The organism is Sphingomonas panacis (genome assembly GCF_001717955.1).
Classification (GTDB): Bacteria; Pseudomonadota; Alphaproteobacteria; order Sphingomonadales; family Sphingomonadaceae; genus Sphingomonas; species Sphingomonas panacis.
On the sequence record NZ_CP014168.1, the window covers coordinates 559,122 to 577,163 of the forward strand.

Here is an 18,042-nt window from a genome sequence, read left to right on the forward strand (position 1 = left end):
TCCATCGAAAAAGCATCGCGTCGCATCGTAGCGGCATTCCGCCGCGGATCAAAGCGCGCTCGCGGCTGAACCGCGGCTGAGCGGATCGTAAGTCGCCATCGCCACGGTTAGGCTCTGGCGTGCGCGCCTTCGCCCTGTATGGTGCGCCTCGAAAAGCAGGCGCCCGGGGGACGGCCGCCGCACGATGGGCGCGAAGACACGCATGACCAAATTCCTGATCGGCCTGGCCGGTATCGTCGTCATCCTCCTGATCGCGCTCGCGCTTTCCACCAACCGCCGGGCGATCCGGCCGCGCGTGGTGGGGGCGGCGTTCGCGCTTCAGGTCGCGATCGCGGTGCTGGTCCTCTACGTGCCCGCCGGCAAGGCGGCGATCTACGGCATGTCCGCCGCCGTTTCGGCTTTGCTGGGCTATGCGGGCGAGGGTACGAAGGTTATCTTCGGCGATCTCGCCACCGATCCCAAGTTCGGCCACGCCTTCGCGATCTCCTCGTTGCCGGTCATCATCTTCTTCGCGGCGCTGGTCGCGGTGCTGTACCATGTCGGCATCATGCAGCTCGTGGTGCGCTGGCTCGGCGGCGCGATCGAGAAGGTGACGGGCGTCTCCAAGGTCGAATCCTTGTGCGCGGCGGCGAACATCTTCGTCGGACAGAGCGAGGCGCCGCTGGTGATCCGCCCCTATCTCGCCACGCTCACCCCATCGCAGCTTTTCGCGGTGATGTCGGTCGGCATGGCCGGCGTGGCGGGGACGATCCTCGCCGCCTACGCCACGCTGCTCGGGCCGGGCTCGCTGCCGTTCCTGCTTGCCGCGTCGTTCATGGCGGCGCCGGGCGGGCTGCTGATGGCCAAGATCATCATGCCGGACACGCCGTTCGAAGACGGTGAATTGCCGCTCGGCGACGACCGCGAGGAGCAGATCGTGCGCGTCGCGGAAGTCGCCGCCGAGGAAGAGCGCGCCGCCAACATCATCATGGCGGCGGCGATGGGTGCGCAGACCGGCGTGCGGATCGCGGTCGCGGTCGGCGCGATGGTGCTGGCGTTCGTGGCTTTGGTGGCGTGCGCCAACGGCCTGCTGTCCGAAGTGGGAAGCTGGTTCGGGTTGAAGGGCCTGAGCTTCCAGTCGCTCCTCGGCACGGTGCTGGCGCCGGTGATGTATCTGCTGGGCGTGCCGTGGAACGAGACCGCGGCGGCGGGCGGATTGCTCGGCACCAAGGTCGTGCTCAACGAATTCGTCGCGTTCGCCGACATGGGACAGATGAAGGGCCTCAGCCCGCGCACCGTCGCGATCGTGACGTTCGCGCTGTGCGGTTTCGCCAATTTCAGCTCGATCGCGATCCAGATGGCCTCGACCGGCAGCCTCGCGCCAAACCAGCGGCCGATGATCGCCAAGCTGGGCCTGCGTGCGCTCGCGGCGGGGAGCCTCGCCAATCTGATGTCGGCGGCGCTCGCGGGCCTGCTGATCGCGTAAGATGCGCTGGATCACCCTCACCCGTTCGTGCTGAGCCTGTCGAAGCACGCGCCCCGAGCGACGCCGTGCGGGGCACGCCCTTCGACTACGCTCAGGACGAACGGAGGATAATATGCTGTCGATCCGTCCCGCCACCCCAACCGACCGCGCCGCGATCTGGACGATCCTCGAACCGGTGATCCGCGCTGGCGAGACCTATGCGCTCGACCGGGTGCTGGAGCAGGATGCCGCGCTTGCCTATTGGTTCGCGCCAGGCAACCGCGTGTTCGTGGCGGAGGCGGATGGCGTGATCCTCGGCACCTATCTGCTGCGCGCCAACCAAGCGGGCGGCGGCGCGCACGTTGCCAATTGCGGCTACATGACTGCGCCGGGGGCGACCGGGCGCGGCGTGGCGCGCGCGATGTGCCTGCACTCGCTCGATCAGGCGCGCGCCGCCGGGTTCCGCGCGATGCAGTTCAACTTCGTGGTGGCGAGCAACACGCGCGCGGTGGCGCTGTGGCAGGCATGCGGGTTCGCGGTGGTGGGTACGCTGCCGCGCGCGTTCGCGCATCCGTCGCTCGGCGATGTCGATGCGCTGGTGATGTTCCGGGCGCTTTAGCGCGGGCGGACGCCGGCGACTTTCACAGTCACTCTTCACCCGTGGATCAGGCGCAAACGCAGATCGCTCACCGCGACATGCTCGCGCAACCACACATAAAAAAGGGCCGGTGCGTTGCCGCACCGGCCGAAGGTCGTCCGCAGGAGGAACGCTGTGGGGGGCGAGCCCGAGGCCCGCCCCGATCTTGAATTACGAGTTGTAGGCGCGCTCGCCGTGCTCGCCGATGTCGAGCCCTTCGAGCTCGACTTCCGGCGAGACGCGCAGGCCGGTGAGCAGCTTGGCGACATAGATCGCGATGACGGTGCCGACCGCCGCCCAGACGATCGTCGTGCCGACCGCTTCGATCTGGACGATCACCTGATGGCCCATGTCGAAGTCCGGCTTGCCGGGGCCGCCGAGCCACGGCGCATAGACGATGCCGGTGCCGATCGCGCCGATCATCCCGCCGATGCCGTGGACGCCGAACGCGTCGAGCGCGTCGTCATAGCCGAGCTTGGGCTTGAGGAACGAGACCGCGTAATAGCAGACCACCGAGGCGACGCCGCCAAGGATGATCGCGCCGAACGGGCCGGAATTGCCCGCCGCCGGGGTGACGGCGACGAGGCCGGCGACGATGCCCGAGCAGAAGCCGAGTGCCGAACCCTTGTGACCGTTGGCCCGCTCGACCAGCATCCAGAACAGGCCCGCCGAGGCGGTGGCGACGAAGGTGTTGATCATGGCGAGGCCGGCCGAGCCGTTCGCTTCGAGCGCCGAGCCGGCGTTGAAGCCGAACCAGCCCACCCACAGCAGGCCGGTGCCGATGCCGGTCATGGTGAGCGAGTGCGGCGCCATGCGCTCGGTCGGATAGCCGATCCGCTTGCCGAGGATCAGCGCGGCGACCAGCGCTGAGACGCCGGCGTTGATGTGGACGACGGTGCCGCCGGCGAAATCCAGCGCGCCCATCTTGAAGAACAGGCCGCCCGACGCCCAGACCATGTGCGCGACCGGGAAATAGACGATCGTCAGCCACACCGCGGCGAACACCATCACCGCGGAGAACTTCATGCGCTCAACCACCGAACCCAGCACCAGCGCGACGGTGATCGCGGCGAAGGTCATCTGGAAGCAGATGAAGACATATTCGGGAATGGCGACGCCAGCGGTGAAAGTCGCCGCAGTCGAATCAGGCGTAATGCCGGCGAGGAAGGCCTTGCCGAAGCCCGAGATGAAATCGTTGCCGCCATCGCCGAAGGCCATCGTGTAGCCGTACATCACCCAGATCAGCATCGCGAAGCACGCGACCGCGCCGATCTGAGTCATCGTCGACAGCATGTTCTTGGCGCGGGTGAGGCCGCCGTAGAACAGCGCCAGGCCGGGCACGATCATCATCAGCACCAGCAGCGTGGAGGTCATCATCCAGGCGGTATCGCCCTTGTTGACCGTCGGCGCGGGTGCGGCGGCCTGCGCCCAGGCCGGCAGGGATGCGAACAGCGCCGCTCCCAGGCCGGCAATGCCGACATATTTCAACGTCTTGTTCATCATTGCCCCCTTCATGAGCCCCGGGTCTGTTGCGCCGTTCACAATGCCGTCTCGTCAGTTTCGCCGGTGCGGATTCGCACCGCCTGGCCGACATCGAGAACGAAGATCTTGCCGTCGCCGATCGCGCCGGTGTTGGCCGAAGCCTGGATCGATTCGACCACCTTGGCGGCGAGGTCTTCGGCGCAGACGATCTCGATCTTGATCTTCGGCACCATGTTGGTGCTGTATTCCGCGCCGCGGTAGATTTCGGTCTGGCCCTTCTGGCGGCCGAACCCCTTCACCTCGGTGACGGTCATGCCCGCAACCCCGATCTCGGTGAGCGCCTCGCGCACCTCGTCGAGCTTGAATGGTTTGATGATGGCAATAACGAGCTTCACTCGACGCCCCCTTTTAGCTTTTGTCCCGAGAGGTACTCAGCAATCGTCGTGCCAAGTCGAAACGACGCATTTGCGCGACGTTCGGTGGGAACCAAACCGTTACTTGGGGGTAAATTTTGTGCAGTGGCGAGAAAGTGCCTGAATTTCAGGCAGCACCCGCAACAATGCGGCGTGCGGCCTCGGAATCATCCTCATCGACCATCACGCGCACCGGGATGAACAGGTAGCTGCCATCGGCGATGCTGGCGTTGGCATCGAGCGCGAGCGCTGGAATGCCCTCCGATTCGAGCCGCCCGATCACGATATGCGCTTCATTGCGATTGAAGCGGCCGATCTCGACAATGGCCATCAGGCGACCACGCGCGGTACGCGCGGCCGGCCAAGCGGGCATTCGAGTGCATCGCGATCCCAATGCGCGAGATCCGCCGCCGCGTCATAGGTGCTGTGGCAGAACGCGAGGATCGCCGCCCGCGGATCGGGCGCGGTACGCACCGCGTCATACGGCAGGATGAACTCGCCGAGCGTGGTGTCCCAAGCGGCCGCGTCGGGCGCCACCTTGGCAGCGGCATACCCTTCCGGCGACGGATAGGCATAAGCGTACAACGCGGCGGTCGGATAGGCGTCGCTGCCCGGCCAGAAGCCGATGCTCGCTTCCTCATGGCTGTACGCCTCGCAGGTCACATCATCGGGCAAGCCCGGCACGCCGCCGGGATGGCGCGGCGCGGTCCGCCCCGAAAAGCGCGTGGCGGCGAGATCGAAGCTGCCCCAGAAGAAATGCACCGGGCTGGCCTTGCCGAGAAAGCCGGTGCGGAATTCTCCGAACGCGCCCGCGATATGGATCAGCGCCTGCCAGAAGCCGCGCACCGCATCGGCGTCATAGGGTCGCGACGCATGATCCTCGGCGAAGGGTATCGCATCGGGCATCTCGCTGGGCCTGCCGTCGAAGCGGCTCGGCACGTCGAGTTCGTTCAGGCACGCGATCACCGCCGCGTGAAAATCGGCGATGCTGCCGGCGTGCAGGCCGATTCCGCGGCTGCGCCCGTCGCTGGTCATGAAGATCAGCCGGTCATGCCGAAAATCGAAGTCGATCTCCAGGATGCGCGCGCCGACCGGGATCGCCGAGCTGGTGAGCCCACGCGCCGAAACATACAGCGGCACATGCCAGCTATGGTTGAGCCACGGCGTCAGCGCGAGCCGCACCTTGCCGATGATCTGCGTGCGAAGCTGGAGCGCGATGGCGGTCTCGCGCCACGCGGTCCAGTCGAGCGTGGGCCAGGCGTTGCGCATCGACATCTCCAATTGACCCATGTGGTCGCTACGCATAGCCTATGCGCATGGCTACCAAAGCGCCATCGCCCGTGAAACGCCGCCCGGTCAATCTGTCACTCGACGAAGCGGTCGTGGCGGAAGCCCGAAGCTATGGGATCAGCCTGTCGCGCACCAGCGAAGCAGCGCTTGCCGCCGCGGTGAAGACCGAACGTGAGCGCCGCTGGAAGGAAGAGAATCGCGAAGCGATCGAAGGTTGGAACGTATGGCTTGAGGAAAACGGGCTTCCGCTCGAACGCTATCGTCTCTTTTGATGGCGAAGTTCGACGTTCACCGGCTCGCGGACGGTACGTTGGTGGTCGATTGTCAATCGGACTTGGTCGATGTGTTCGACTCGCGCTTCGTTGTTCCGCTGGTGCGGCCCGGCTCGATCAATGTGCCGATTCGCCGACTTATGCCGGCCTTCGACGTCGCTGGGGAGCAACGTGTAATGGCCACGCCGTTCGCCAGCGCGATGGCAAAATGGGCGCTTGGCCCGGCGATCGGCTCGCTCGCCGCGCATGATCTGGAGATCAGCATGGCGCTCGATGTGCTGATTTCGGGTATCTGATCTTGCCAGCGGCGTGGCGAAGCCACGCCGTCGGTCCTCGCCGGTGCGAGGCCGGCCGAGCGGCGTGCCGAGCGGATTAGCTTCCGCCAATCCGCTGCAAGCCGTTAAACCGCCGTCCCGCCGACCGTCAGCCCCTCGACCAGCAACGTCGGCTGCCCGACGCCCGCCGGCACCGACTGCCCGCCCTTGCCGCACATGCCGACACCCTCGTCGAGCGCGAAGTCGTTGCCGATGCCTTTCACCTTGGTGAGACAGGTCGGGCCGTCGCCGATCAGCGTCGCGCCCTTGATCGGCGCGCCGAGCTTGCCATTCTCGATCCGATACGCCTCGGTGCAGGAGAAGACGAACTTGCCCGAGACAATATCGACCTGACCGCCACCGAACGACTTGGCGAAGATGCCGGTCTTCACGCGGCTGAGCAGTTCGGCGGGATCGTCGTTGCCACCGCGCATGAAGGTGTTGGTCATGCGTGGCATCGGCGCGTGCGCGAACGATTCGCGCCGCCCATTGCCGGTCGGCGCGACGCCCATCAGCCGCGCGTTGAGCCGGTCCTGGATATAGCCCTTGAGGATGCCGTCCTCGATCAGCACGTTCTCCTGAGTCGGCGTGCCCTCGTCGTCGATCGAGAGCGAGCCGCGCCGGTCCATGATCGAGCCATCGTCGACCACCGTCACGCCGGGCGCGGCGACGCGCTCGCCGATCCGGCCGGAAAAGGCGCTGGTGCCCTTGCGGTTGAAATCGCCTTCCAGGCCGTGGCCGATCGCCTCGTGAAGCAGGATGCCGGGCCAGCCCGGCCCGAGCAGCACGGTCATCTCGCCGGCGGGGGCGGCGACGGTATCGAGGTTCACCACCGCCTGCGCCAGCGCCATGTCGATCGCGCGGTTCCACGTTTCAGGCTCGAACAGGTCGGCGTAGAGATAGCGGCCGCCAAGGCCATGCGTGCCGGTCTCGCGGCGGCCGTTCTGCTCGACGACGATCGAGACGTTCAGGCGCACCAGCGGGCGCACGTCGGTGGCGATGAAGCCGTCGGGGCGGACGATCTCGACCACCTGCCAGCTTCCCATCAGCGATACCGAAACCTGCGATACGCGCGGATCGCGCGCGCGCGCCGCAGCGTCGATCGTCTGGCACAAATTCACCTTGTCGGCGAACGGCACCAGATCGAGCGGATCGGCGGCAGTATAAAGGTGCCGGTTGGTGGCGCGCGGGGGCGCGGCCTTGGGGCCGGTGGCGGGATCGATCAGCGCCATCGTCGCGCCAGCGCGGCGGATCGCATCGGCGGAAAGCTCGTTGGCGTGCGCGAAGGCGGTGGTCTCGCCCGAGACGGCGCGCAGGCCGAAGCCCGAATGCGTGTCGTAGCTCGCGGTCTTCAGCCGCCCGTCATCGAAGCCGAACGCCTCGGACTTGCGATATTGCAGATAGAGTTCGCCATCCTCGGCATGCGACAGCGCTGTCGCGGTAAGCGCCTGCGCTTCGTCGGGCGAGAGCTGGCCGTCATGGTAGAGGAAGGCGCGCGGATCGGTTGGGCTGGTCATCGCGCCAATATAGGGCGGCTCGGCGCCGGGTAAATGACCCAGCGCACCAATCCGCCGGTGTTAGAGGCTCGCGCCAGCCGGATGGTCGGGCAGCGTCGATTGATCCACGCCATCGGCGGGGCCGCCGATCAGCACGAAGCGGCGGTCGCAATAGCCGCAATCGACATAGCCGGCTTCGTCGATTTCGAGGAACACGCGCGGATGGCCGAGCGCGGCGCCGCCGGGAATCTCGCTGGCGCCGTCACAGGCGACGCGGGGGTGATGGACGCGGGCGATTTCGGGCGGTGCGATCATGGCGGCGAGCGATAGCAGCGTGAGACGACGGCTTCAATTGCTTCTCTGCGGGGTTGGCGCGCCTGCCGCCCGCGCCTAAAGGTCCGCGCATGACCGAAGCCGCCATCGCGATCACCGATCTGTGCAAGACCTATCAGGGCGTCAAGCGCGCGCTTGACGGCGTCACGTTCGACGTGCCGCGTGGGCAGATCTTCGGGCTGCTCGGGCCGAACGGCGCGGGCAAGTCGACGCTCATCAACATCCTGGCGGGGCTGGTCAACAAGACCAGCGGATCGGCGACGATCTGGGGCTTCGACATCGACCAGCATCCGCGCAACGCCAAGGTGTCGATCGGCATCGTCAATCAGGAGATCCTGTTCGACCCGTTCTTCTCGCCGTTCGAGACGCTGGAGATCGCGGCTGGCCTGTACGGCGTGCCCAAGCGCGAGCGCCGCTCGATGGAGTTGCTGCGCGCGGTCCATCTGGAGGACAAGGCCAACGCTTATGCCCGCACATTGTCTGGCGGGATGAAGCGGCGGCTGATGGTGGCGAAGGCGATGGTGCATTCGCCGCCGGTGCTGGTGCTCGACGAGCCGACCGCCGGCGTCGATATCGAGCTTCGCCAGCAGCTCTGGGCCTATGTGAAGACGCTCAACGACCAAGGCGTGACGGTGGTGCTGACCACACACTATCTCGAAGAGGCCGAGCAACTCTGCGACCGCATCGCCATCATCAACCACGGTCGGCTGATCGCGAACCAGCCGACTCGCGAACTCGTCGGTATGGCGCAGGAGAAGATCGTCGCGGTGACGGTCGATCGCGATGTCGGCACCGCGCCGGTGCATGACAGCTTCGAGAAGATCACGCTCAAGGGTGACCGCGTGCTGGAAGTGACCTATCGCAAGGACCGGGTGAACGCCGGGCAGGTGCTGGCGGCGATCCAGTCCGACGGGTTCGGCATCGTCGATGTCAGCACGCGCGAGGCCGATCTCGAGGACGTGTTCCTCAACCTGACGCGCGCAGCGAACGCCGCGTAACGCTTAGCGCCGGTATCGCGCGAAGAACGCCCACATCGCTTCGTTGTCGGCCACCCAGACGTGGCCGGCGCCGATCGTGACTCGGCCGATGACCTCGCCATGTGCGCGGCACCCGCCATAGACATCCTCATAGACCGTCGCCGACAGGCTGCGGGTCACCAGCGGCTTGCGACACTGGTCGATCGCCGCCCAGCGCGCCTCGGCGGTGCGCATCGGATATTGCCAATAGCTCGATCCGCCACCGGCGATCGGGTTGGTCGTGTCCGCGCTGCCGGCGAACGCCATCACCGGCATCGGCCGTGACGGGCGGCAGGTGGCGGGATCCGGGCGCTGCGGATCGCTCGCCAAGGGGTTGCCGGCGCGCAGGCCCACGACCGGAGCGATCGCCGCGAACCGCTCGGAACGGATGCAGCCGAGCAGCGACGTCATCCGCCCGCCGCCCGAATAGCCGGTCGCATAGACCCGCGCGGGATCGACGCAGCGCTGCGCGGCGAGCCAGTCGATCGCGGCATCGATGAACCCCACATCGTCCGCATCGTCCGCCGTCGGCAGACGCCCGGAGACCGTGGGGACGCCGGGGATGTTCCACACATAGCCCGGTTTCGCGACGATCCCGCCATCGGGCGCGGCCAGGATGAAGCCGTGGCGATCGGCGGTCGCCGCCAGCCCGGACTGGGCGAGAATTTTCTCTCCACTGCCGAGGCTGCCGTGGAACAGCAGGACGAGCGGCGCCGGGCGCGACGAATCGAACCCGACCGGGACATGGATCAGCATCGTCCGCCCGGTGGTGCCGATCGTGATCCGTTGCGTGACGCCCGGCGCGGCAAGCGTACACGCGCGTGCCGGAAGCCCGCCGAGCATCATCAGTAGCGTACCGATCACCACACCCAGCATCGCAACGCGTCGCGTCATCCACAGCCCTTTCCACGTCCGATGGACTCGAATGCACGAAATCCTCGGTTCGCGAGTTGAAATGCGGCGAGGTTCGGGCGTAGTCGAGCAAATTCCGCGGTTCGGGATCGGTCTCGATGTCGCAAGAGACACTGGAGATCGGCTTGAACGATCCGCATACGAGCGACATCCTCATCATCGGCTCGGGCGCAGCGGGGCTGACCGCCGCGCTCAACCTCGCCGATCATTTCCGGGTGACGGTGCTCGCCAAGGGCAAGCTCGACGAAGGCTCGACCGCGTGGGCGCAGGGCGGGATCGCGGCGGTGCTCGAACCAGGAGACACGTTCGAAAGCCATATCCAGGACACGATGATCGCGGGCGCCGGCCTCAACGATCTCGCGACGGTCGAATTCGTGGTCGAGAACGCGCCCAAAGCGATTGCGCGGCTGACCGAACTTGGCGTGCCGTTCAACATGGACGGGAACGCGCCGCATCTGACGCGCGAGGGCGGGCATTCGCACCGCCGCATCGTCCATGTCGACGACGCCACCGGCCATGCCGTGCAGGTCGCGCTCCAGACCGCCGCCGAGGCGCATCCCAACATCCGGCTGCTGCCCGACATGGTCTGCGTCGATCTCGCCACCAGCAAGCACGAGGAACGCTATTCGGGCGCGGGGCATGTCTGGGGCGTCTATGCCGTCAACCGCGAAACCGGCCGCGTCGAACTGTTCACAGCGCGCGCGACGATCCTCGCGACCGGCGGCGCTGGCCGCACCTATCTGTTCTCGACCGCACCGCGCGGCGCGACCGGCGACGGCATCGCGATGGCATGGCGGGCGGGCGCGCGCGTCTCCAACATGGAGATGATGCAGTTCCACCCGACCTGCCTGTACAATCTCGACGTCAAGAATTTCCTCATCACCGAGGCGGTGCGCGGCGAAGGCGGGCATCTGCTGCTCCCCGATTCGGGCTATCGCTTCATGCCCGATTTCGACGAACGCGCCGAACTCGCGCCCCGCGATATCGTCGCGCGCGCGATCGATCACGAGATCAAGCGGCTCGGCCTGGATTACGTCCACCTCGACATCAGCCACCGCGGCGCCGATTTCATCAACGAGCATTTCCCCAACATCAAGGAGAAGCTGCTCGGCCTCGGCATCGACATGACCAAGGAGCCGATCCCGGTCGTGCCGGCGCAGCATTACACCTGCGGCGGCATCGTCATCGATCTCGACGGGCGCACCGATCTGCCCGGCCTCTATGCGGCGGGCGAATGTTCGGAGAGCGGGCTGCACGGCGCCAACCGGCTCGCCTCGAACTCGCTGCTCGAATGTTTCGTGTTCGGCGAGGCGTGCGCGCGCCACATCACCGAACATTGGGACGATCTGCCGCCGCCGCGCATCCGGCCGTGGGACGAGAGCCGCGTCGCCGATTCGGACGAGGAGGTCGTCATCAAGCAGAACTGGACCGAGATCCGGCGCTTCATGTGGAATTACGTCGGCATCGTCCGCACCACCAAGCGGCTCGAACGCGCGCAGCATCGCATCCGCATGCTCACCGATGAGGTGAACGATTATTACGGCCATTTCCGCGTCACGCCCGATCTGATCGAGCTGCGCAACCTGCTCCAGATCGCGGAATTGATCGTGCGATCGGCATTGCATCGCAAGGAATCCCGCGGGCTGCACTACACGCTCGACTATCCCGACATGCTCCCGGAGGCGATCGATACGGTGCTGGTTCCCTAAGACGCGAGCATTTGCCGCTGATTTGCGTCGGTTCGTCGCGATGCGACTCGGCGCGAATGATACGATATTGCCAACGCACGAAAGAGTAAGCACTTTCAGGGCCTCCTGCGGTGGGGGTTGGCAGGGCAACCATGAAGTGACCGACACCTTGGCTTTCGAATCGTCCCGGCCGCTTTCCGGCATCCTGCTCGCCGTGGCGCTGTGTGCCTGCGTCCAAGACACGCGGCTGGCGACCCGCACGCCGGGCGTGCCCCCCTCGCGCTACCCCGCGCAAGTGGTGATGGCGGTGCCGCCGTCCACCCCCCGCCCGGTCGCCGCGCCGGAAGCGCTCGCACGCTCGATCAACGCCGTCGCGCGCAGCTTCGACGGCCGCGTCGGCGTCGCGGTGCGCAGCATCGACAAGGGCTGGACGGTAGAGAGCAACGGCGATGTCCGCCTGCCGCAGCAAAGCGTAAGCAAGCTGTGGGTGGCGATGACGGTACTCGATCTGCGCGATTCGGGCCGGCTGACGCTCGACGATCCGATCACCCTGACCCGCAACGATCTGACGCTGTTCCACCAGCCGGTCGCGTCGCTGCTCAAGAACGGCGAATATCAGACGACGGTCGGCGAGTTGCTGCGCCGCGCGCTGACGATGAGCGACAACACCTGCAACGACCGGCTGCTGCGCTATGTCGGCGGGCCGAGCGCGGTGCGCGATTTCATCGCGCGCAAGGGCCTCGGCAACATCCGCTTCGGCCCTGGCGAGCGCTTGCTCCAGAGCGCGACCGCCGGGCTGACCTGGCGGCCCGAATATGCGTTCGGCAACGCCTTCTCGCTCGCCCGCGCGCGCCTGCCGCAATCGGCGCGGATCGCGGCGTTCGAGCGCTATGTCGCCGATCCGCCCGATGGCGCCGCCCCGCGCGCGATCGCCGATGCGCTCGCGCGGCTCAAGAAGGACGAGCTGCTCTCACCCAATTCGACCGCGTTCCTGATCAGCACGATGGAATCGTCCAAGACCGGCAAGCAGCGCATGCGCGGCGCGGTGCCGGTTGGCTGGAGCTTCGGCCACAAGACCGGCACCGGCCAGGATCTCGCCGGGCGCACCGCCGGCTACAACGACGTCGGCCTGCTGATGGCGCCCGATGGTCGCGCCTATGCGATCGCGGTAATGATCGGCGACACGCCGCGCACGATCCCGCAGCGGCAGGAGCTGATGCAGTCGGTGGTGCAGGCGGTGGTCGCGAACCAGCAGTAAACAGGGACAGCATCCCGCCACCTACCGTTCGCCCTGAGCTTGGCGAAGGGCGTGTCCGAGCCGCAGCGCTTTTGGCACGTGCTTCGACAAGCTCAGCACGAACGGGGACTGGGCTCGATCCACGCGCCATGCGCCTGTGCGCGGGCGAGCTTGACCGGCTCACCATGGCCGGGCCAGCTTTGCACCCACAATTGCTGCTCGGAAATGACGCGATCCGGCTCCATCCGCACCCAGGCGAGCGGACGTTCAGGCGTGGCGCGCGCTGCCGCCCCCGCCATCGCCGCCGTGATCCGCGCCTGCCGCTCGGCGCCGAGATATTGCCACACCACCGAATGCATCAACACCCGCACGACGCCCGCCGGCTGCGGCTCGGCGAGGCGCGCTTCGACCCAATCGGCGGCGTCGCCCTGTTCCAGCGCGACCGGCTCGGCGCGAATCATATCGATCGCGCGCGTCAGCCGCTCCATCCGGTCGGGATTGTCAGCCCAGACATAAGCGCGCAGCCGGTCGGCCGCGGCGGGGTCGCGGACATCGACCGGCGCGATCTCGACCCCGTGCACCGATCGAATCGCGCCCGCCACCCCCGCCGCCGGCGGCGCGCCGCGCCAATCGGGGCGGATGACGACGGGCGAGTCCGCTGGCCCGACGCCGACGCCGCCGAGATCGAAGCGAAAACGGTCGATCAGCAGGTTGAGGCCGGCGCTCGACCCGATCTCCAGCAGGTCCAGCGGCAGGCCGTGCCGTCGCGTCACCTCGATCAGCCCAGTCATCAGCACCGCCGAGCGCCCCGCCTCGTTGGTCTGCGGCGGGCCGTCGAGCCAAGGCAGCAGCGCACCGTCATGCGCGGCGAAAGCCGTGCGCAACACCGCCCGCACCGCTTCGGGCGCCACCACCGCACCGGCGAACACGCGGTTCAACTCGGGCGCGCGCCCCGCGAGATCAAGTGCATGCAGCCCGCCGACCGTGCGCAGCGGCAACGCGTCGGTGGTCGGCTCGCCCAGCCAGTCGAGGATGCGCGCGCCCGTTCGCGTGCTGCGGTCGAGGCTCACCGCCAGCGCGGCGCAGATGCGTGCGGTGATCGGCGCACCCATCGCCTCGCAGAAATGCTGCTGGATCACGAACGCCTGCCGGTTCGCCGCTTCGTCCGCCACGATTCGCCTCCTGCGCTCTGTTGCGCCTGTGCCGCCGCCCAAGTAAAGCCGCGCCTTCATGACCGATCCGATCATCATCGCCGTCCCCAAGGGCCGCATCCTCGAAGAAGCGGTGCCGCTGCTGATGCGCGCCGGCATCGTCCCCGAAGCGGCGTTCAGCGACGAGAGCAGCCGCGCGTTGCGGTTCCACACGCAAACCCCCGGCATCGACCTGATCCGCGTGCGCGCGTTCGACGTGGCGACCTTCGTCGCGCACGGCGCGGCGCAGCTCGGCATCGTCGGATCTGACGTGCTCGCCGAATTCGACTATTCGGAACTGTACGCGCCGGTCGATCTCGGCATCGGCCATTGCCGGCTGTCGGTCGCCGAACCCGCGCAGATGGCGGCGGGCGACGATCCGCGCGGCTGGAGTCATATCCGCATCGCCACCAAATATCCGCACGTCACCGCGCAGCATTTCGAGGCGCGCGGCGTGCAGGCCGAGTGCGTCAAGCTGAACGGCGCGATGGAGCTGGCGCCGCTGCTCGGCCTCGCGCCGCGCATCGTCGATCTGGTTTCGTCCGGGCGGACGCTCAAGGAGAATGGGCTGGTCGAGGTCGAGGTCATCGCCGAGGTTTCGTCACGGCTGATCGTCAACCGCGCCGCCTTCAAGACACGCGCCGAGATCGTGCCGCTGGTCGAGCGGTTCCGGCGGGCGGTGGAGATGCGCGATGCGGCGTGAGGCAACATTGCTCCCCTCCCGCCTGCGGGAGGGGCTGGGGGAGGGCCTGTCCTTATCACGCACCGCCCGTTTGGGGACACGCCCTCCCCTAACCCCTCCCGCGAGCGGGAGGGGAATGTGATCCGCCTCTCCACATCCGACCCAGCTTTCGATCGCGAGTTCACCGCACTCGTCAACGCGCGGCGCGAGGTCGATGCCGATGTCGCACGCGATGTCCGCACGATCGTCGCCAGCGTGCGGGACGAGGGCGATGCCGCGCTCGCCGCGTTCACGCAGAAGTTCGATGGCCACGATCTCCACGCGACCGGCTGGCGGATCGAGAAGTCCGAGTGGATCGCCGCCTACGAAGCGCTCGCGCCCGATCTGCGCGCCGCGCTGGATCTCGCCGCCGCGCGCATCGCCGCCTACCACGAGAAGCAGAAACCCGCCGACAGCGACACCACCGATTCGGCGGGCGTGCGGCTCGGCGCGCGCTGGAACGCGATCGAAGCGGCGGGAATCTATATTCCCGGCGGCCGCGCCGCTTACCCATCCTCGGTGCTGATGAACGCGATTCCCGCGCGCGTCGCCGGGGTCGAGCGGCTGGTGATGGTGACGCCGACGCCCGGGGGCGAGGTCAACCCGCTCGTGCTCGCCGCCGCGCACATCGCCGGGGTGGACGAAGTCTGGCGAGTCGGCGGCGCGCAGGCGATCGCCGCGCTCGCCTATGGCACGCAGCGGATCGCCGCGGTCGATGTCATCACCGGGCCGGGCAACGCCTGGGTCGCCGAGGCCAAGCGCCAGCTTTACGGCCTCGTCGGCATCGACATGGTGGCGGGGCCGAGCGAGATCGTCGTCGTTGCCGACGGCAAGAACGATCCGACATGGATCGCCGCCGACCTGCTCAGCCAGGCCGAGCATGATCCGACCAGCCAGTCGATCCTGTTCACCGACGATGCCGCGTTCGCGGACGCCGTCGCCGAGGCGGTCGATCTCCAGATCGGCCTGCTCTCGACCGCCAAGACCGCACGCGAAAGCTGGGACGCGAACGGCGCGATCATCGTCACCGCGAGTCTCGACGAGGCGCTTCCGCTGGTCGACCGGCTCGCGCCCGAGCATCTCGAACTGGCGTGCGACGATCCGCAGGCGCTGTTCGACCGGGTCCGCCATGCCGGATCGGTGTTCCTCGGCCGGCATACACCCGAGGCGATCGGCGATTATGTCGCCGGCCCGAACCACGTCCTGCCGACCGGCCGCCGTGCGCGTTTCGCGAGCGGACTGTCGGTGCTCGATTTCATGAAGCGGACGAGCTTCCTCGAGCTCGATCCCGCCAGCCTCGCGCGCGTAGGCCCGGCAGCGGTGGCGCTCGCGGAGACCGAAGGGCTGCCCGCGCACGCCAAATCCGTCGCACTGCGGCTGTAAGCCGTTCTCCCGCGAAGGCGGGAGTCCAGCCCTTCAAAATCGCGCGCGGGAGCGCGTTCGGCGCCGCGCGCCGAGACTGGACTCCCGCCTTCGCGGGAGAACAGGTTCACCCCGCTACAAACTTCCGCTAAAGGCCCCGAATGTCATCCCGTACCGCTGCCCGATCCAAGGCCCGCGCCGCCGCGCGCCTCGCTGCCACCCAGGCCCTCTACCAGCATGAGATGGAGGGCACGCCGGTGCCGCGCCTGCTCCACGAATTCCATCAGCACCGGCTCGGCGCGACCATCGAGGATGCCGAATATGCCGAGGCCGATGTCGCGTTCTTTGACGATATCGTGACCGGCGCAACCGCGCGCGGCGCCGAGATCGACTCGGCGATCCGCCAGAAGCTGGCGAGCGGCTGGACGCTCGAGCGGCTCGACAAATCGATGCGCGCGATCCTGCGCGCCGGCACCTACGAACTGCTCGCGCGAGTCGACGTTCCGGTCGCCACCGTCATCAGCGAATATGTCGATGTCGCCCACGCTTTCTTCGAGAAGCGCGAGACGGGTTTCGTCAACGGTCTGCTCGACGGCATCGCCAAGGATGTGCGGCCCGCGAGCTGAACCCCGCTCACGTCACCAGCCGCCGCAGCCCCGCCACCGTATCCGCCTCGCTCGCCGGCTTGTCGGTGCGGATTCGGGCGATGCGCGGGAAGCGCATCGCCACGCCCGACTTGTGCCGCTTCGACTCGTGGATCGAATCGAACGCGATCTCCAGCACCAGCGTCTTCTCGACCTCGCGCACCGGCCCGAAGCGCGCGGTGGTGTGCGCGCGCACGAAGCGGTCGAGCATCTTCATCTCCTCGTCGGTGATGCCCGAATAGGCCTTGCCGACCGGGAGCAGCTCTCCGTCATCCGTCCAGCAGCCGAACGTGTAATCCGAATAGAAGGACGAGCGCCGGCCATTGCCGCGCTGCGCGTACATCATCACGCAATCGGCGGTGAGCGGATCGCGCTTCCATTTGTACCACAGCCCGACTCGCCGACCCGCGACATACGCCGAGTCGCGACGCTTGAGCATCACGCCCTCGATCGCGGCATCGCGCGCGCCGGCGCGAATGCCCTCCAACGTCGTGAAATCGGGTGCGACGATCAGCGCGCTGACGTCGAAGCGTTCGGCCGGCAGCGTCCCCGCGAAATCTTCGAGCCGGGCGCGCCGTTCGGTCCACGCCCGGTCGCGCAGATCCTCGGCGCCGTCGAACAGGATATCGTAAAGCCGCACGAACGCCGGTGCCTCGGCGAGCATCTTCGCCGACACCACTTTACGGCCAAGCCGCTGCTGGAGCGCGTTGAAGCTCGCCGCGCCGCCCTCTTCGGTGCCGTGCCCCTGCGCATCGCCCTTCACCATCAACTCGCCGTCCAGCACGCCGGGGACGGTGAAAGCGCGCGCCACCTCGGGGAAGCTGCGCGTAATGTCGTCGCCCGCGCGGCTGTAGAGCCGCGTCTCCCCAGCGACATGGACGAGCTGGACGCGGATACCGTCCCATTTCCATTCGGCGGCGTATTCGGCGAGATCGACTCGGCCGTCTTCGAGCGGATGCGCGAGCATGAACGGGCGGAACACCGGCGTATCCGCCGCCGTCGGCAACGCCCCCTCCCCCTTCGCCCAGGCGAACAGCGCCGCATACGGCGGGTCGATGCCGTGCCACAGCTCCTCGACCGCCTCGATCTCCAGCGCGAACGCCTGCGCCAGCGCGGTCTTGGCGAGCCGCGCCGAGACGCCGATGCGTAAAGCGCCCATCGCCATCTTGAGCAGCGCGAAGCGCTCGTTGGCGGTGAGCCGGTCGAGCATCGCCGCCAGCGCGCCGGGCGCGTCGGCGCGCGACAGGTTGCCGAGCCGATCGACCACCTCGGACAGCGACAGCGGCCCGCTCTCGCGCGGCGGCACGACCGGATCGGGCCAGAGCAGGCTCACCGTCTCGGCGGTGTCGCCGACATAATCGCGGCTCATCGCGAACAGCACCGGATCGACCCGCTCCTCGATCAGCGCACGGATCAGCGCGGGCTTGATGCCGGGCAGGTCGAGATCGCCGGTCAGCACCGCCATCGCCCAGCCGCGATCGGGATCGGGCGTGGCGTGGAGATAATCGACGATCAGCTTGAGCTTCGCGTTGCGCGAGCGCGTGTAGATGAGCGAATCGAGGAGCTGCGCGAAGGCTTGCATCAGGGTTCA

General features: G+C 67.4%; 19 protein-coding genes. 10 read left to right on the forward strand and 9 right to left on the reverse strand.

What is annotated here, in order from left to right; all coding sequences use genetic code 11:
* Positions 1-202: 202 nt before the first annotated feature.
* Positions 203-1,465, forward strand: a complete 1,263-nt coding sequence (locus tag J0A91_RS02570; protein WP_069203608.1) for a NupC/NupG family nucleoside CNT transporter — start codon at positions 203-205, stop codon at positions 1,463-1,465.
* A 112-nt stretch (positions 1,466-1,577) separates the two neighbouring features.
* The gene (locus tag J0A91_RS02575; protein ID WP_150126804.1) at positions 1,578-2,063 is read left to right on the forward strand and encodes a GNAT family N-acetyltransferase; all 486 of its coding nucleotides are present in this window, start codon (positions 1,578-1,580) and stop codon (positions 2,061-2,063) included.
* A 189-nt stretch (positions 2,064-2,252) separates the two neighbouring features.
* On the opposite strand, the gene J0A91_RS02580 is transcribed toward J0A91_RS02575, so the two are convergent.
* The 4 genes from J0A91_RS02580 to J0A91_RS02595 all read right to left on the reverse strand — a co-directional run bounded on the left by J0A91_RS02580 (position 2,253) and on the right by J0A91_RS02595 (position 5,245).
* A complete protein-coding gene (locus J0A91_RS02580) occupies positions 2,253-3,581 on the reverse strand; it encodes an ammonium transporter (RefSeq protein WP_069206960.1) in 1,329 nt (442 codons plus the stop codon).
* Positions 3,582-3,619: 38 nt separating this feature from the next.
* Positions 3,620-3,958 carry a P-II family nitrogen regulator gene (locus J0A91_RS02585; RefSeq protein ID WP_069203609.1) on the reverse strand — a complete coding sequence of 113 codons (339 nt, stop codon included), beginning with the start codon at positions 3,956-3,958 and terminating at the stop codon, positions 3,620-3,622.
* A gap of 145 nt (positions 3,959-4,103) precedes the next feature.
* Entirely contained in the window at positions 4,104-4,307 is a 204-nt protein-coding gene (locus tag J0A91_RS02590) for a putative signal transducing protein (protein WP_069206962.1), read from the reverse strand.
* Positions 4,307-5,245, reverse strand: a complete 939-nt coding sequence (locus J0A91_RS02595) for a DUF5996 family protein (protein WP_240502172.1) — start codon at positions 5,243-5,245, stop codon at positions 4,307-4,309. Before J0A91_RS02595 ends, J0A91_RS02590 begins: the two co-directional genes overlap by 1 nt.
* A gap of 47 nt (positions 5,246-5,292) precedes the next feature.
* Between J0A91_RS02595 and J0A91_RS02600 the strand changes: the two genes are divergently transcribed.
* Together J0A91_RS02600 and J0A91_RS02605 are read left to right on the forward strand one after the other, a co-directional pair.
* Entirely contained in the window at positions 5,293-5,538 is a 246-nt protein-coding gene (locus tag J0A91_RS02600) for a type II toxin-antitoxin system CcdA family antitoxin (protein ID WP_069206963.1), read from the forward strand.
* Positions 5,539-5,600: 62 nt separating this feature from the next.
* Complete coding sequence (locus tag J0A91_RS02605; protein ID WP_240502173.1) at positions 5,601-5,834, forward strand: CcdB family protein; 234 nt, start codon at positions 5,601-5,603, stop codon at positions 5,832-5,834.
* A gap of 104 nt (positions 5,835-5,938) precedes the next feature.
* Here the strand turns inward: J0A91_RS02605 and tldD are convergent, their stop codons facing one another.
* Both tldD and J0A91_RS02615 read right to left on the reverse strand, forming a co-directional pair.
* Complete coding sequence (gene tldD, locus J0A91_RS02610) at positions 5,939-7,369, reverse strand: metalloprotease TldD (protein WP_069203611.1); 1,431 nt, start codon at positions 7,367-7,369, stop codon at positions 5,939-5,941.
* Positions 7,370-7,429: 60 nt separating this feature from the next.
* Entirely contained in the window at positions 7,430-7,663 is a 234-nt protein-coding gene (locus J0A91_RS02615; RefSeq protein WP_069203612.1) for a zinc-finger domain-containing protein, read from the reverse strand.
* An 89-nt stretch (positions 7,664-7,752) separates the two neighbouring features.
* Here J0A91_RS02615 and J0A91_RS02620 point away from each other — a divergent pair, with 89 nt between their 5' ends.
* Positions 7,753-8,679: an ABC transporter ATP-binding protein gene (locus J0A91_RS02620; protein WP_069203613.1), complete on the forward strand. Its 927-nt coding sequence runs from the start codon at positions 7,753-7,755 to the stop codon at positions 8,677-8,679.
* A 3-nt stretch (positions 8,680-8,682) separates the two neighbouring features.
* Here the strand turns inward: J0A91_RS02620 and J0A91_RS02625 are convergent, their stop codons facing one another.
* Positions 8,683-9,591: a CE1 family esterase gene (locus tag J0A91_RS02625; RefSeq protein WP_240502174.1), complete on the reverse strand. Its 909-nt coding sequence runs from the start codon at positions 9,589-9,591 to the stop codon at positions 8,683-8,685.
* 143 nt (positions 9,592-9,734) lie between these two features.
* Here J0A91_RS02625 and nadB point away from each other — a divergent pair, with 143 nt between their 5' ends.
* Positions 9,735-11,318 carry an L-aspartate oxidase gene (gene nadB / locus J0A91_RS02630; protein WP_069206965.1) on the forward strand — a complete coding sequence of 528 codons (1,584 nt, stop codon included), beginning with the start codon at positions 9,735-9,737 and terminating at the stop codon, positions 11,316-11,318.
* 136 nt (positions 11,319-11,454) lie between these two features.
* On the forward strand, positions 11,455-12,555 hold the full coding sequence (gene bla / locus J0A91_RS02635) for a class A beta-lactamase (protein ID WP_240502175.1): 1,101 nt from the start codon (positions 11,455-11,457) through the stop codon (positions 12,553-12,555).
* Positions 12,556-12,647: 92 nt separating this feature from the next.
* On the opposite strand, the gene J0A91_RS02640 is transcribed toward bla, so the two are convergent.
* Complete coding sequence (locus J0A91_RS02640) at positions 12,648-13,706, reverse strand: DUF2332 domain-containing protein (RefSeq protein WP_069206967.1); 1,059 nt, start codon at positions 13,704-13,706, stop codon at positions 12,648-12,650.
* A 58-nt stretch (positions 13,707-13,764) separates the two neighbouring features.
* On the opposite strand from J0A91_RS02640, the gene hisG reads away from it, so the two are divergent.
* The 3 genes from hisG (at position 13,765) to nusB (ending at position 16,433) form a co-directional block, all read left to right on the forward strand.
* A complete protein-coding gene (gene hisG, locus J0A91_RS02645; RefSeq protein ID WP_069203614.1) occupies positions 13,765-14,427 on the forward strand; it encodes an ATP phosphoribosyltransferase in 663 nt (220 codons plus the stop codon).
* 117 nt (positions 14,428-14,544) lie between these two features.
* Positions 14,545-15,828 (forward strand): histidinol dehydrogenase, encoded by a 1,284-nt coding sequence (gene hisD / locus J0A91_RS02650; RefSeq protein ID WP_069203615.1) that lies wholly within the window; start codon positions 14,545-14,547, stop codon positions 15,826-15,828.
* 140 nt (positions 15,829-15,968) lie between these two features.
* Positions 15,969-16,433, forward strand: a complete 465-nt coding sequence (nusB, locus tag J0A91_RS02655; RefSeq protein WP_069203616.1) for a transcription antitermination factor NusB — start codon at positions 15,969-15,971, stop codon at positions 16,431-16,433.
* Positions 16,434-16,440: 7 nt separating this feature from the next.
* On the opposite strand, the gene J0A91_RS02660 is transcribed toward nusB, so the two are convergent.
* The gene (locus J0A91_RS02660) at positions 16,441-18,033 is read right to left on the reverse strand and encodes a cisplatin damage response ATP-dependent DNA ligase (protein WP_069203617.1); all 1,593 of its coding nucleotides are present in this window, start codon (positions 18,031-18,033) and stop codon (positions 16,441-16,443) included.
* Positions 18,034-18,042 lie beyond the last annotated feature (9 nt).

Coding starts and splice junctions, on each gene's coding strand:
- J0A91_RS02570 (WP_069203608.1), top strand. CDS start 203: ATGACCAAATTCCTGATCGGCCTGGCCGGTATCGTCGTCATCCTCCTG.
- J0A91_RS02575 (WP_150126804.1), top strand. CDS start 1,578: ATGCTGTCGATCCGTCCCGCCACCCCAACCGACCGCGCCGCGATCTGG.
- J0A91_RS02580 (WP_069206960.1), bottom strand. CDS start 3,581: ATGAACAAGACGTTGAAATATGTCGGCATTGCCGGCCTGGGAGCGGCG.
- J0A91_RS02590 (WP_069206962.1), bottom strand. CDS start 4,307: ATGGCCATTGTCGAGATCGGCCGCTTCAATCGCAATGAAGCGCATATC.
- J0A91_RS02595 (WP_240502172.1), bottom strand. CDS start 5,245: ATGCGCAACGCCTGGCCCACGCTCGACTGGACCGCGTGGCGCGAGACC.
- J0A91_RS02600 (WP_069206963.1), top strand. CDS start 5,293: ATGGCTACCAAAGCGCCATCGCCCGTGAAACGCCGCCCGGTCAATCTG.
- tldD (WP_069203611.1), bottom strand. CDS start 7,369: ATGACCAGCCCAACCGATCCGCGCGCCTTCCTCTACCATGACGGCCAG.
- J0A91_RS02615 (WP_069203612.1), bottom strand. CDS start 7,663: ATGATCGCACCGCCCGAAATCGCCCGCGTCCATCACCCCCGCGTCGCC.
- J0A91_RS02620 (WP_069203613.1), top strand. CDS start 7,753: ATGACCGAAGCCGCCATCGCGATCACCGATCTGTGCAAGACCTATCAG.
- J0A91_RS02625 (WP_240502174.1), bottom strand. CDS start 9,591: ATGACGCGACGCGTTGCGATGCTGGGTGTGGTGATCGGTACGCTACTG.
- hisG (WP_069203614.1), top strand. CDS start 13,765: ATGACCGATCCGATCATCATCGCCGTCCCCAAGGGCCGCATCCTCGAA.
- nusB (WP_069203616.1), top strand. CDS start 15,969: ATGTCATCCCGTACCGCTGCCCGATCCAAGGCCCGCGCCGCCGCGCGC.
- J0A91_RS02660 (WP_069203617.1), bottom strand. CDS start 18,033: ATGCAAGCCTTCGCGCAGCTCCTCGATTCGCTCATCTACACGCGCTCG.